11 protein-coding genes are annotated in these 13,693 nt (G+C 71.4%); 9 read left to right on the top strand and 2 right to left on the bottom strand.

Annotated features, from left to right (window positions below):
* Positions 1–117: 117 nt before the first annotated feature.
* Positions 118–2,865 carry a pyruvate dehydrogenase (acetyl-transferring), homodimeric type gene (gene aceE / locus K7787_RS25415; protein ID WP_223003068.1) on the bottom strand — a complete coding sequence of 916 codons (2,748 nt, stop codon included), beginning with the start codon at positions 2,863–2,865 and terminating at the stop codon, positions 118–120.
* A 386-nt stretch (positions 2,866–3,251) separates the two neighbouring features.
* Between aceE and K7787_RS25410 the strand changes: the two genes are divergently transcribed.
* From K7787_RS25410 to K7787_RS25385, 6 genes are all read left to right on the top strand, one after another.
* Positions 3,252–3,689: a DUF3052 domain-containing protein gene (locus K7787_RS25410; RefSeq protein WP_019982191.1), complete on the top strand. Its 438-nt coding sequence runs from the start codon at positions 3,252–3,254 to the stop codon at positions 3,687–3,689.
* A gap of 127 nt (positions 3,690–3,816) precedes the next feature.
* Positions 3,817–4,275, top strand: a complete 459-nt coding sequence (locus K7787_RS25405) for a peroxiredoxin (RefSeq protein WP_009188388.1) — start codon at positions 3,817–3,819, stop codon at positions 4,273–4,275.
* Positions 4,276–4,402: 127 nt separating this feature from the next.
* Complete coding sequence (locus tag K7787_RS25400) at positions 4,403–4,978, top strand: TerD family protein (protein WP_009188387.1); 576 nt, start codon at positions 4,403–4,405, stop codon at positions 4,976–4,978.
* A 154-nt stretch (positions 4,979–5,132) separates the two neighbouring features.
* Entirely contained in the window at positions 5,133–5,711 is a 579-nt protein-coding gene (locus K7787_RS25395) for a TerD family protein (RefSeq protein ID WP_009188386.1), read from the top strand.
* A gap of 76 nt (positions 5,712–5,787) precedes the next feature.
* Positions 5,788–6,933, top strand: coding sequence for a DUF475 domain-containing protein (locus K7787_RS25390; protein ID WP_019982189.1), 1,146 nt, complete (start codon positions 5,788–5,790; stop codon positions 6,931–6,933).
* Between the two features lie 134 nt (positions 6,934–7,067).
* A complete protein-coding gene (locus K7787_RS25385) occupies positions 7,068–7,802 on the top strand; it encodes a TerD family protein (protein WP_009188384.1) in 735 nt (244 codons plus the stop codon).
* 120 nt (positions 7,803–7,922) lie between these two features.
* Here K7787_RS25385 and K7787_RS25380 read toward each other — a convergent pair whose 3' ends face one another.
* A complete protein-coding gene (locus tag K7787_RS25380) occupies positions 7,923–8,768 on the bottom strand; it encodes a TerD family protein (RefSeq protein WP_169435867.1) in 846 nt (281 codons plus the stop codon).
* A gap of 171 nt (positions 8,769–8,939) precedes the next feature.
* Between K7787_RS25380 and K7787_RS25375 the strand changes: the two genes are divergently transcribed.
* The 3 genes from K7787_RS25375 to K7787_RS25365 are packed head-to-tail and all read left to right on the top strand — an operon-like array spanning position 8,940 to position 13,415.
* On the top strand, positions 8,940–10,106 hold the full coding sequence (locus tag K7787_RS25375) for an HpcH/HpaI aldolase/citrate lyase family protein (protein ID WP_009188382.1): 1,167 nt from the start codon (positions 8,940–8,942) through the stop codon (positions 10,104–10,106).
* Positions 10,107–10,161: 55 nt separating this feature from the next.
* A complete protein-coding gene (locus tag K7787_RS25370) occupies positions 10,162–12,603 on the top strand; it encodes a phosphoribosyltransferase (RefSeq protein WP_169435865.1) in 2,442 nt (813 codons plus the stop codon).
* The gene (locus tag K7787_RS25365; RefSeq protein ID WP_043260772.1) at positions 12,603–13,415 is read left to right on the top strand and encodes an HAD family hydrolase; all 813 of its coding nucleotides are present in this window, start codon (positions 12,603–12,605) and stop codon (positions 13,413–13,415) included. The genes K7787_RS25370 and K7787_RS25365 overlap by 1 nt, the downstream gene beginning before the upstream one ends.
* The last annotated feature ends 278 nt before the right edge of the window (positions 13,416–13,693 follow it).

The following is a 13,693-nucleotide window of genomic DNA, read 5'->3' as shown; positions in this document are numbered from 1 at the left end:
CGCCCGAAGAACGGGACCGGGCCCCCGCCTCTTGACGAGGCGGGGGCCCGATGCCGTGTCCGGGGCTCCGGACCCTGCCCGGGGGCCCGGGGCGGGCCGCCCCGGGACCTGTGAGGACTACGCGTCCCCGCCCGCCGCGCCCGGATCGGCCGCCGACACGTCCAGCAGCCGGTAGCGGTCGATCGCCTGCTTGAGCACCGAGCGGTCCACCTTGCCCTCGCGCGCCAGCTCGGTCAGCACGCCCACCACGATCGACGGGGCGTCGATGTGGAAGAACCGCCGGGCCGCCCCGCGGGTGTCGGCGAAGCCGAAGCCGTCCGCCCCCAGCGACTGGTACGTCCCCGGCACCCAGCGCGCGATCTGGTCCGGCACCGAGCGCATCCAGTCGGAGACGGCCACGAACGGCCCCTCGGCCCCGCTCAGCTTCCGCGTCACCCACGGCACCCGCTGCTCCTCCTCCGGGTGCAGCAGGTTGTGCTCCTCGCACGCCACGGCCTCGCGCCGCAGCTCGTTCCAGGACGTCGCCGACCACACGTCGGCCTTGACGTTCCAGTCCGCGGCGAGCATCCGCTGCGCCTCCAGGGCCCACGGCACCGCCACGCCCGACGCCATGATCTGCGCCGGGATCTGCCCCGCCGTGCCGGCGGAGATCCGGTGGACGCCCTTGAGGATGCCCTCCACGTCCACGTCCGCCGGCTCGGCCGGCTGCTGGATCGGCTCGTTGTAGACGGTGAGGTAGTAGAAGACGTCCTCGCCGTGCGGATGCTGCTCGTCGGCGCCGTACATCCGGCGCAGGCCGTCCTGCACGATGTGCGCGATCTCGTAGGCGTACGCCGGGTCGTAGGCCACGCACCCCGGGTTGGTGGAGGCCAGCAGCTGCGAGTGGCCGTCGGCGTGCTGGAGCCCCTCACCGGTCAGGGTCGTACGGCCGGCGGTCGCGCCCAGGACGAAACCGCGCGCCAGCTGGTCGGCCATCTGCCAGAACTGGTCGCCGGTGCGCTGGAAACCGAACATCGAGTAGAAGACGTAGACCGGGATCAGCGGCTCGCCGTGGGTGGCGTAGGCCGAGCCCGCCGCGATCGCGGAGGCCGTGCAGCCCGCCTCCGAGATGCCGTCGTGCAGCATCTGCCCGGTCGGCGACTCCTTGTACGCGAGCAGCAGATCGCGGTCCACCGACTCGTACTGCTGTCCGAGCGGGTTGTAGATCTTCGCACTCGGGAAGAACGAGTCCATGCCGAAGGTGCGGTACTCGTCCGGCGCGATCAGGACGAACCGGCGCCCCAGCTCCTTGTCCCGCATGAGGTCCTTCAGCAGCCGTACGAACGCCATGGTGGTGGCGATGGCCTGCTGACCGGAACCCTTCTTCACGGACGCGTACGTCTTGTCGTCCGGCAGCGCCAGCGGCTTGGCGCGCACGACGCGGGTCGGGACGTACCCGCCGAGCTGCTTGCGCATGTCGTGCATGTACTGGATCTCGTCGGTGTCGCGGCCCGGGTGGTAGTACGGTGGCGCGCCGGACTCCAGCTCCCGGTCGGAGATCGGCAGGTGCAGCCGGTCCCGGAAGCGCTTGAGGTCGTCGACCGTCAGCTTCTTCATCTGGTGCGTGGCGTTGCGGCCCTCGAAGTTGGGGCCCAGCGTCCAGCCCTTGATCGTCTTGGCCAGGATGACGGTGGGCTGGCCCTTGTGCTCCTTGGCCGCCTTGAAGGCCGCGTAGATCTTGCGGTGGTCGTGGCCGCCGCGGCCCAGGTGCAGGATCTGGTCGTCGGTCATGTTCTCGACCATGGCGCGCAGCCGCTGGTCGTCGCCGAAGAAGTGGTCGCGGATGTAGGCGCCCGACTCCGTGGCGTAGGTCTGGAACTGGCCGTCCGGGGTCGTGTTCATCTTGTTGACGAGGATGCCGTCGCGGTCCTGCGCCAGCAGCGGGTCCCAGGTGCGGTCCCAGATCAGCTTGATCACGTTCCAGCCGGCGCCCCGGAAGACCGACTCCAGCTCCTGGATGATCTTGCCGTTGCCGCGCACCGGGCCGTCCAGGCGCTGGAGGTTGCAGTTGACCACGAAGGTCAGGTTGTCCAGGCCCTCACGGGCGGCGATGGACAGCTGGCCGAGCGACTCTGGCTCGTCCATCTCGCCGTCGCCGAGGAACGCCCACACGTGCGAGTCGGAGGTGTCGGCGATCCCGCGCGCCTGCATGTAGCGGTTCATCCGGGCCTGGTAGATCGCCCCGATCGGGCCGAGGCCCATGGAGACGGTGGGGAACTCCCAGAAGTCCGGCATGGAGCGCGGGTGCGGGTAGCTGGACAGGCCGTAGGGCGCCTTCGACTTCTCCTGGCGGAAGCCGTCCAGGTGCCGTTCGGTGAGCCGGTCCAGCAGGTACGCGCGCGCGTAGATGCCCGGCGAGGCGTGCCCCTGGAAGAAGACCTGGTCGCCGCCGCGGCCGTCGTCCTTGCCGCGGAAGAAGTGGTTGAAGCCGACGTCGTAGAGCGAGGCGGAGGAGGCGAAGGTGGCGATGTGGCCGCCGACGCCGATGCCGGGGCGCTGGGCGCGGGAGACCATCACCGCGGCGTTCCAGCGGGTGGCGTTGAGGATCTTGCGCTCGATCTCCTCGTTGCCCGGGAAGAACGGCTCGCTCTTGGTGGGGATGGTGTTGACGTAGTCCGTGGAGCGCATCTCCGGGACGGCCACGCGCTTCTCCCGGGCGCGCTCGATCAGCCGGAGCATGAGGTAGCGGGCCCGTTCCCGGCCGCGCTCGTCGACGGCGGCGTCGAGCGAGTCGAGCCACTCCTGGGTCTCCTCGGGATCGAAGTCAGGAACCTGACTCGGAAGGCCGCCAATGATGATCGGGTTTCGATCGGATCCGGAAGCCACGCTGTTCCTTACCTGTCAGAGGGCGACATTTCTGGGTTTGTGCTCGGGTTGTCGGGTTGTCATCCTGTGCCTGGACCATTCCCCATCGTGTACCTCGCGCAGGGCAAAGTCATCTCTGCCGGGGGACAGAAGGACGCACTCGGGACCATCGGCCCTCCCCGACGGGGTTGCCGACCGGGCGAAACGGACACAATGGTGTGGTGTACGTCACCGAGGGCCGGGATACGGTGTCAGGAGTTGCGGCGACACAGTCGGGAACGTCACCGTTTCGGCGGTCCGAACCGCCGGGTACTTGCGCGATCCGGTCCGCCCGTGTGGACTACGGCCAACGCTTCGCGCACGCGCGAGGCCGAAGACCCAATCGCAACACCATCAGGAGGCAACCCGTGAGCGCGACCGCGGACCACGCGGAGGAGCGGACCAACCCGGCCGGCAGGCTGGGTTTCCAGCCCGGACAGGTGGTCCAGGAGATCGGCTACGACGACGACGTCGACCAGGAGCTCCGCGAGTCCATCGAGGAAGTCATCGGCAGTGAGCTCGTCGACGAGGACTACGACGACGTTGCCGACGCCGTGGTGCTGTGGTTCCGCGACGAGGACGGCGACCTGACGGACGCGCTGGTCGACACGCTGAGCTTCCTCGACGAGGGCGGAGTGATCCTGCTCCTGACGCCGAAGACCGGCCGGGACGGATACGTCGAGCCCAGCGACATCGGAGACGCGGCGACCACCGCCGGTCTGTCGCAGACCAAGAGCGTCAGCGTGGGCAAGGACTGGAACGGCACCAGGCTGCTCACGCCGAAGGCGGCCAAGTCCAAGAAGTAGTCGCCGGGCGCCAGTGGCGTCCGCAGCCCGGCGGGCGGGCCGATTCGTCGGCCCGCCCGCCGACCCCGTGGTGATCGCTGCGTAGGGTGGTCCCACCCGAACAGCCCCACCGGAGGGAAGCAGGACGATGGCGATCCAGGTCGGCGACAAGGCGCCCGATTTCGAGCTGAAGGACAACCACGGCCGCACCGTACGGCTGTCCGACTTCCGCGGCGAGAAGAACGTCGTGCTGCTCTTCTACCCGTTCGCCTTCACCGGCGTGTGCACCGGCGAGCTGTGCGCCCTGCGCGACAACCTGCCGAAGTTCGTCAACGACGACACCCAGCTGCTCGCCGTCTCCAACGACTCCATCCACACCCTGCGCGTCTTCGCCGAGCAGGAGGGCCTGGAGTACCCGCTGCTCAGCGACTTCTGGCCGCACGGCGCCACCTCGCGCGACTACGGCGTCTTCGACGAGGACAAGGGCTGCGCGGTGCGCGGCACCTTCATCGTCGACAAGGACGGCGTGGTGCGCTGGACGGTCGTCAACGGCCTGCCCGACGCCCGTGACCTGAACGAGTACGTGAAGGCCCTCGACACCCTCTGACCGGGCCCGCCGACGCGTTCGGCCGCACCGCCTGCCGGGGGCGGGAACCCGTCACTAGGATCGAGACGTTGATCCCATATCCGATGCACGACGGGGCTCCCCGCCCCCGGACACCAATGGAGGACTCGTGGGAGTCAGCCTCAGCAAGGGCGGCAACGTATCGCTGACGAAGGAGGCGCCGGGCCTGACCGCGGTCCTCGTCGGCCTGGGCTGGGACGCCCGCACGACCACCGGCACCGACTTCGACCTGGACGCCAGCGCGCTCCTGCTGAACGCGGCGGGCAAGGTCGGCAGCGACCAGAACTTCGTCTTCTTCAACAACCTCAAGAGCCCCGACGGCTCGGTCGAGCACACCGGCGACAACCTCACCGGTGAGGGCGAGGGCGACGACGAGGTCATCAAGGTCAACCTCGCCGCGGTCCCGGCCGACGTGGAGAAGATCGTCTTCCCGGTCTCGATCTACGACGCCGAGAACCGCCAGCAGTCCTTCGGCCAGGTGCGCAACGCCTACATCCGCGTGGTCAACCAGGCCGGCGGCGCGGAGATCGCCCGCTACGACCTGTCCGAGGACGCCTCCACCGAGACGGCGATGGTCTTCGGCGAGCTGTACCGGCACGGCGCGGAGTGGAAGTTCCGCGCCATCGGCCAGGGCTACGCCTCGGGCCTGCGCGGCATCGCGCAGGACTTCGGCGTCAACGTCTGAGCCGCAGCCCCATCCCGTTCGGGGACGCCCGCGGCAGCGCTCGCGGGAACTCCCGAGCGACTGAACGCCTGACCGTCCGGCGCCGCGCGTTTCCGCGCGGCGCCGGACGCGCAGGACACCCAGAGAAGCACCATCCCCGGGGAGGACCAGCATCATGGGCGTCACACTCGCCAAGGGGGGCAACGTCTCCCTGTCCAAGGCCGCACCCAATCTGACCAACGTGATGATCGGTCTGGGCTGGGACGCGCGCTCCACCACCGGAGCACCCTTCGACCTCGACGCCAGCGCGCTGCTGTGCTCCGCCGGCAACCGGGTCATGGGCGACGAGTGGTTCGTCTTCTACAACCAGCTCAAGAGCCCGGACGGCTCGGTCGAGCACACCGGCGACAACCTCACCGGTGAGGGCGAGGGCGACGACGAGTCGATCCTGGTGGACCTCGGCAAGGTGCCGCCGCAGTGCGAGAAGATCGTCTTCCCGGTCTCGATCCACATGGCCGACGAGCGCGGCCAGACCTTCGGCCAGGTCTCCAACGCCTTCATCCGCGTCGTCAACCAGGCCGACGGCCAGGAACTCGCCCGCTACGACCTCAGTGAGGACGCCTCCACCGAAACGGCCATGATCTTCGGCGAGCTCTACCGCTACCAGGGCGAATGGAAGTTCCGTGCCGTGGGACAGGGGTACGCGTCCGGACTTCGCGGTATCGCTCTAGACTTCGGAGTCAACGTTTCGTAAAAAGCCGGGTACGGCGACGGGGGAGACCCGTACGCAGGCGACGGGGGAACCCGTACACATACGGATTGGGTAGCCAGTGCTTCTGAAAACCTTCGGCTGGTCGTTCGCGATCACCGTGCTCGGCTTGATCGCCGCGGTGTTCTACGGGGGATGGACCGCCTTCGGCGTGGTGGCGATCCTCGCCGTCCTGGAGATCTCGCTGTCGTTCGACAACGCGGTGGTCAACGCCGGGATCCTGAAGAAGATGAACGCCTTCTGGCAGAAGATCTTCCTCACGGTCGGCGTGCTCATCGCGGTCTTCGGCATGCGGCTGGTCTTCCCCGTCGTCATCGTCGCCATCACCGCGAAGATGGGCCCCATCGAGGCCGTCCACCTGGCCTTCAGCGACAAGGACCGCTACCAGCAACTGGTGACCGACGCCCATCCGGCGATCGCCGCCTTCGGCGGCATGTTCCTGCTGATGATCTTCCTCGACTTCATCTTCGAGGACCGGGACATCCAGTGGCTGCGCTGGATCGAGCGGCCGCTGGCCAAGCTCGGCAAGGTCGACATGCTGTCGGTCTGCATCGCCCTGATCGTCCTGCTGATCACCTCCTTCACCTTCGCCACCCACGCCCACCAGCACGGCGGCGGCCACGTCGACAAGGCGCAGACGGTCCTGATCGCCGGCATCGCCGGTCTGATCACGTACATGGTCGTCGGCGGACTGTCCGGGTTCTTCGAGGACCGCCTCGAAGACGAGGAGGAGCGCGAGCACGAGGAGGAGGAGGCCGCCGCCCGCAGCGGCAAGCAGAAGCCGGCGATCGTGCTGGCCGGCCAGGCCGCGTTCTTCATGTTCCTCTACCTGGAGGTCCTGGACGCGTCGTTCTCCTTCGACGGCGTGATCGGCGCCTTCGCCATCACCAACGACATCGTGATGATGGCCCTCGGCCTCGGCATCGGCGCCATGTACGTCCGGTCGCTGACCGTCTACCTGGTCCGCCAGGGCACCCTCGACGACTACGTCTACCTGGAGCACGGCGCCCACTACGCCATCGGCGCGCTGGCCGTGATCCTCATGGTCACCATCCAGTACCAGATCAACGAGGTGATCACCGGGCTGGTCGGCGTCGTCCTCATCGCCTGGTCCTTCTGGTCCTCCGTGCGCCGCAACCGGGCGCTGGCGGCCGAGGAGGGCGCCGCGGGCGCGGGCGAGCACACCGAGGCCCATACGCGGGTGTGACGGACCACCCCGCGGGGGAACGCTTCGAGCGGGGCGGCCGGCGAGGACGACGGCGAGCGGTGCGGACCGCGTCCTTCGGCCGCCCCGCAGGCATGTGCGCGGGGCGGCGAGCGTGACGAAGGTGGGGGAGGACGATGGGTTTCCTGGACGGTCTGCTGGGCGGACGCGCGGCCGAGTTCGACTCGGGCAACGCCGCGTCCAACGCGATCGAACTGACCAAACGGCACCACCAGGTGTCGCTGACCAAGCAGGGCGCGGCCACCGGCAACCTGCGCATCAACCTGACCTGGCGGATGCGCACCTCCGACTTCGGCGGCTCCACCCGCGAGAGCCTGCTGCGCCATCCGCTGCGGGCGCTCAAGCCGCCGGAGGTCATGGGGCACAGCCAGTCCATGGTCAACGTCGACCTCGACCTCGGCTGCATGTACGAGCTGGCCGACGGCACCAAGGGCGTGGTGCAGCCGCTGGGCGGCTTCCTCGGCGACGTGAACGCGCCGCCGTACATCAAGCTGAGCGGCGACGACCGGTTCGGCTCGGGCTCCGGCGAGACGATCTACGTCAACCTCGACCACCGGGACGACTTCAAACGGCTGCTGGTCTTCGTCTACATCTACGACCAGACGCCGGCCTTCGACCGCACCCACGCGGTCGTCACGCTCTACCCGAGCAACGGCCCCCGCATCGAGATCGGCCTCGACGAACGCCAGCCGCAGGCCCGCTCCTGCGCGGTCGTCCTGATCGAGAACGTCAAGGGGGAGCTGGTGGTGCGCCGCGAGGTCAAGTTCGTCTACGGCTTCCAGTCCGAACTGGACCGCCTCTACGGCTGGGGCCTCCAATGGGGCAGAGGCTACAAACACGCGGACCGCTGAGCGCCCCGACGCCCTCCGCGGCTGCGGGCCATCGTGCCGCAGGGCGGCACGGGTGGGCGCAGCGGCGCCCCGCCGGCGCGGTCCGGCGTCCCCGCCCCGAGCGGCACCCCGGGGTGCCGGTTACCGCCCGATGAACTGAGGCCCCTGCGGCGGCAGCCGGAAATCAGGGTCGGGCGCCACCGCGGGCGAGGCCGCCGCCGCGGGCGGATACCCGTACCCCGACTGCGGATACCCGTACGCGGGCCCGGCCCCCGCGGTGGCCGGCACCGCGGCCGTGGCCGCGGCCCCCGCCGTGGCCCCCACGGCCTGCGGATACCCGTACGTGGGCGCCTCCGGAGGCAGCGGCTGGGCGACAGCGGAAGCAGCCGCGGCGGCCGAGGCGGAGGCAGGGGCAGCCGCCCCCTCGTCCTCCCCGGCCTCCTCCGACTCGTCCACGGATATCCCGAAGTCCGTGGCCAGCCCCTTCAGCCCGTTGGAATACCCCTCGCCCAGCGCCCGGAACTTCCAGCCCTCACCGCGCCGGTACAGCTCGCCGCAGATCAGCGCGGTCTCCCGCCCCGTCTCGGGCTTGATGTCGAAGACCGCCAGCGGCTCCCCGTCCGGCACGGCCGCGTCGTACACCCGGACGCTCAGCCCCCGCACCTGGTCGAACGTGACCCCGTCCGCCGAGGCGACCAGCAGAATCCGCCCCACCGCGGCCTCGACCCCGGCGAGATCGGCCTGGACCGTGTCCGTCAGCCCGTCCGCACCCCGCCGCTTCCCCAGCCGCCACACCTTCCCGGAGGGATGCCGGGGCTGGTTGTAGAAGACGAAGTCCTCGTCGGAGCGCACACGACCGGCCGGCCCGAGGAGCAGGGCCGAGGCGTCGACGTCCGGCGCCCCCTGCCCCGGAGTCCACCGCACCACCGCCCGTACCGTGGTGGCGTCCAGCGGGATGTTCGACCCTTTCGTCATCGCGTGCGTCATACGGTCATCCTGCCTGCTCGGTCGCGCTCACGACAATGCGGGTAGCGCAGCGGACATCTCGATGTGCGCCCCCGTTACCAGAAATTCACGCCCGATGGGAACTGAACCGGGGATTCGTACGTACTATTACCGGCCACCTTTTCTCACTTTCGGTCACTACGGGGGAGCTATATGCGGCATTTCGGGCACCTCGCTCCTGAGGTGCGGCAGCGCCTCTTCCACCAGGAGCCCTGCGCGTTCACGGCCGACTCCGAGGCCCGGCTGCTCGCCGCGGCCCTGGGCGCCACGCTCTACAGCCCGGCCACCCGGCCGCGCCTGGCCGACGACATCCTCAAACAGGCCGCCCACGGCGTGATCTCGATGGTGCTGTGCCTGGAGGACTCCATCGACGACGCGGATGTGGAGCACGGCGAGGAGAACCTCGTCCGCCACTTCGCCGACCTGGCCGCCCGCCCCGGCGCCGACCTGCCGCTGCTGTTCATCCGCGTCCGCACCCCCGGCCAGATCCCCGACCTGGTGCGCCGCCTGGGCCCGGCCGTGCGGCTGCTGTCCGGCTTCGTGCTGCCCAAGTTCACCGGCGAGCGCGGCCTGCCGTTCCTGGAGGCCCTGGAGAGCGCCGAGAGCGCCGGCGGGCGGCGCCTGTTCGCCATGCCGGTGCTGGAGTCGCCCGAGCTGCTGTACCGGGAGTCGCGGGTGGAGACGCTGGAGGGCATCTTCCGCGCGGTCGACAAGTACCGCGACCGGGTCCTCGCGCTGCGCCTCGGCGTCACCGACTTCTGCTCCTCCTACGGACTGCGCCGGGCCCCCGACATGACGGCCTACGACGTCCAGGTCGTCGCCTCCGTGATCGCCGACGTGGTGAACATGCTGGGCCGCGCCGACGGCACCGGGTTCACGGTCACCGGGCCGGTATGGGAGTACTTCCGGGCACCGGAGCGCATGTTCAAGCCGCAGTTGCGGCAGAGTCCCTTCCTTGAGGTGCAGGCGGTCGAGCTGCGCGAGAGACTCATCGAACACGCGATGGACGGGCTGCTGCGGGAGATCTCCCTGGACCAGGCGAACGGGCTGCTGGGCAAGACCTGCATCCACCCCTCCCACGTCCTTCCGGTGCACGCGCTGTCCGTGGTCAGCCACGAGGAGTACAGCGACGCGGCGGACATCCTGCGGCCCGAGCGCGGCGGCGGGGGCGTCATGAGGTCGGCGTACACGAACAAGATGAACGAGGTGAAGCCGCACCGCGCCTGGGCGGAGCGGACCCTGCTGCGCGCCGAGGTGTTCGGCGTCGCCAGGGAGGACGTCGGCTTCGTGGACCTGCTCGCCGCCGGCATACCCGGCTGATCCCGCACCGTGCCCGGCCCCGCCGCGCACCGTGCCCACCGACCACAAGGAACGCATGAACAAGGCAGTGAACGACGGGGTCTGGTCCGGCGCCTGGGTCGCCGAGCGGCTCGGCGTCGAACTCGTGGGCGGCGCGGAGCTGACCGGCCTGCTCGGGCTGGCGCTGCGCCGCAACCCCAAGCGGGCCCACCTGCTCGTCTCCCACGTCCTCGGCAAGCACGTACCGCAGTCCCCGGCGGTGGTCTACGGCCACGGGCTCGACCTGGGCCGCCGGGTGCGGGAACTGCTGGGCGAGCGGGAGGCCGCCCGGGCGGTCGTCCTCGGCTACGCGGAGACCGCCACGGGCCTCGGCCACTCGGTCGCCGACGGCCTGGGCACGGCCCCCTACCTGCACTCCACGCGCCGCCCGGTCCCCGGCGTCGCCCCGGCGGGCGGCTTCGAGGAGTCCCACTCGCACGCCACCTCCCATCTGCTGCTGCCCGAGGACCCGGCGCTGCTGGCGGGGGACGGCCCGCTGGTCCTCGTGGACGACGAGTTCTCCACCGGCAACACCGTCCTCAACACCATCCGCGACCTGCACGCCCGCCACCCCCGTGAGCGGTACGTGGTGGTCGCCCTGGTCGACATGCGCTCCCCGGCCGACACGGCCCGCCTCACCGACTTCGCCGAGCGGATCGGCGCCCGTATCGACCTGGTCGCCACCGCCTCGGGCACGGTCCGCCTCCCCGAGGACGTTCTGCGCCGGGGCCGGGAACTGGTCGCCCGCCACGAACAGCCCCCCGCCCCGCAGACCGGCGCGGCGGGCCGGATCGCGCGCGTCGCCCTCGACTGGCCGGCGGGCCTGCCCGACGGCGGCCGGCACGGCTTCACGCCCGCCCACCGGCAGCGGCTGGAGCGCGCGCTGCCCGCCCTGGCCGGCCGCCTCGCCGGGGCGCTGCCCGCCGGCGCCCGCCGGGTCCTGGTGCTCGGCTGCGAGGAGCTGATGTACGCGCCGCTCAGGCTGGCGCACGCGCTGGAGGCGGCCACCGACGCCGAGGTGCGCTACTCCACCACCACCCGCTCGCCGGTCCTCGCCGTGGACGACCCCGGCTACGCCATCCGCACCCGGCTGGTCTTCCCCGCGCACGACGACCCGGCCGACGGCCCCGGCGAGCGCTACGCCTACAACGTCGCCGGCGCCGGCTTCGACGCGGTCGTCGCCGTCGTCGACTCGGCCGCCGACACGCCCGCCCTGCACGCGCCCGAGGGCCTGCTCGCCCGCCTCGCCGCGCACAGCCCGCACGTCCTGCTCGCGGTCGTGCCCTCCCACGTACCCGCCCGCACCCTGGAGCGTCCCGTCATGCTGCCCGAGCCCCTGCGCGGCCCCGCCTTCTCCTCGTACGCGCCCGAGGAGGTCGGCTGGCTGCTCCAAGACCTCTCGGACGTGACGCTGGAGGCGCCCACGGAGGAGCGCGAGGAGGCGATCCAGAGCGGCGGCGCGCACTACGCCGAGTCGCTGCCGGTGGAGTACCAGCCGAGCGCGCGCTACCAGGAGCTGTTCCACGCCGCCCTCGAGACCTCCGCCGCCCGGATCGCCCGGGCCGTCGGCGCGGTCACCGAACTCGTCCTCGCCGAGCGGTCCCCGCGGCCGGTGCTGGTCTCGCTGGCCCGCGCCGGCACCCCCGTGGGCGTGCTGATGCGCCGCTGGGCCGCCTTCCGGCACGGCCTCGAACTGCCGCACTACGCCGTCTCCATCGTGCGCGGGCGGGGCATCGACGCCAACGCGCTGCGCTGGCTGGCCGCCCACCACGACCCCGCCGACGTGGTCTTCGTGGACGGCTGGACCGGCAAGGGCGCCATCACCCGCGAACTCGCCGAGGCCATCGAGGAGTTCGAGGCGAAGGGCGGCGCCCGGGGCTTCGACGCGGAGATCGCGGTGCTGGCCGACCCGGGCGCGTGCGTGCGGACGTACGGCACCCGGGAGGACTTCCTCATACCCTCCGCCTGCCTCAACTCCACCGTCTCCGGGCTGGTCTCGCGCACCGTGCTGCGCGCCGACCTGGTCGGCCCGGACGACTACCACGGCGCGAAGTTCTACCGCGAGCTGGCCGGCGCCGACGTCTCGAACGCCTTCCTGGACGCCGTCGCCGCCCGCTTCCCGGAGGTCGCGGACGCCGTCGACACCGCCGCCAAGGAGCTGCTGTCCGCCGACCGCGCCCCGACCTGGGCGGGCTGGGCGGCCGTGGAGCGGATCAGCGAGGAGTACGGCATCCACGACGTGAACCTGGTCAAGCCCGGCGTCGGCGAGACCACGCGGGTGCTGCTGCGCCGGGTGCCGTGGAAGATCCTCGCGCGCACCGGGGCGGGCGCCGACCTGGACCACGTGCGCCTGCTCGCCGAGCAGAGAGGGGTGCCCGTGGAGGAGGTGGACGGCCTGGCGTACACCTGCGTGGGGCTCATCCACCCCCGCTACACGCGCGGGGCGACCGGCGCCGACGGCCGGGCGGTGGGTGCGTGATGCCGGTGCTGGTGGCCAGCGACCTCGACCGTACGCTCATCTACTCGGCCGCCGCCCTCGCGCTGACCATGCCGGACGCCCGGGCGCCGAGGCTGCTGTGCGTGGAGGTGCACGAGAGCCGTCCGCTGTCGTACATGACGGAGACTGCGGCGCAGTTGCTGTGCGACCTGGGCGACGAGGCGGTGTTCGTGCCCACCACGACCCGCACCCGCAAGCAGTACCTGCGCATCAACCTGCCGGGCCCGCCGCCGAAGTACGCGGTGTGCGCCAACGGCGGGCATCTGCTGGTGGACGGCGTCTCGGACGCCGACTGGCACCGGGGCGTGACCGAGCGGCTGGCGGGGGAGTGCGCGCCGCTGGCCGAGGTGCGCGAGCATCTGCTGCGCAGCGCCGACCCGGTGTGGGCGCGCAAGCAGCGGGTCGCCGACGACCTGTTCGCCTATCTCGTCGTGGAGCGCGAACTGCTGCCCGAGGAGTGGGTGAAGGAGCTGGCCGCGTGGGCGGCGGCCCGCGGCTGGACGGTCTCGCTCCAGGGCCGCAAGATCTACGCCGTCCCGGCCCCGCTCACCAAGAGCGCCGCCGTGCGCGAGGTGGCCCGCCGCACCGGCGCGGACCTGGTGCTGGGCGCGGGGGACTCGCTGCTGGACGCGGACCTGCTGCTCGCCGTGGACCGCGGCTGGCGCCCGGGCCACGGCGAACTCGCCGAGACCGCCTGGACGGCCCCCGGTGTCACGGCCCTGCCAGAGCGGGGCGTACTGGCCGGGGAGCGGATCGTCCGGGAGTTCCTCCGCACGGCCCGCGCCCCGCGCTGAGCGCCGGGGCCCTGGGCGGGACGGCCGCGGGGATCAGGTGATCGCCTCCGTGGGGAACCCCGGCGGGGCGGCCGTTCGTCCTCGGTGAGGGGGCGGTCGCCCCGGTGGGGGGGGGGGGGGGGGGGGCGCGGGGGGGGGGGGGGGGGGGGGGGGGGGGGGGGGGGGGGGGGGGGGGGGGGGGGGGGGGGGGGGGGGGGGGGGGGGTGTCGTTGCCGTCGGGCGGGGCGGTGGTGGCTCCAGCTGGCGTTCCGCGAGGAAGGAGCTGATCTCGGTCGCGC

The sequence above is a fragment of the Streptomyces sennicomposti genome (assembly GCF_019890635.1).
GTDB lineage: Bacteria > Actinomycetota > Actinomycetes > Streptomycetales > Streptomycetaceae > Streptomyces > Streptomyces sennicomposti.
Note: the sequence above shows the minus strand (reverse complement) of the source record. Positions and strands in the feature narration are given on the sequence as shown.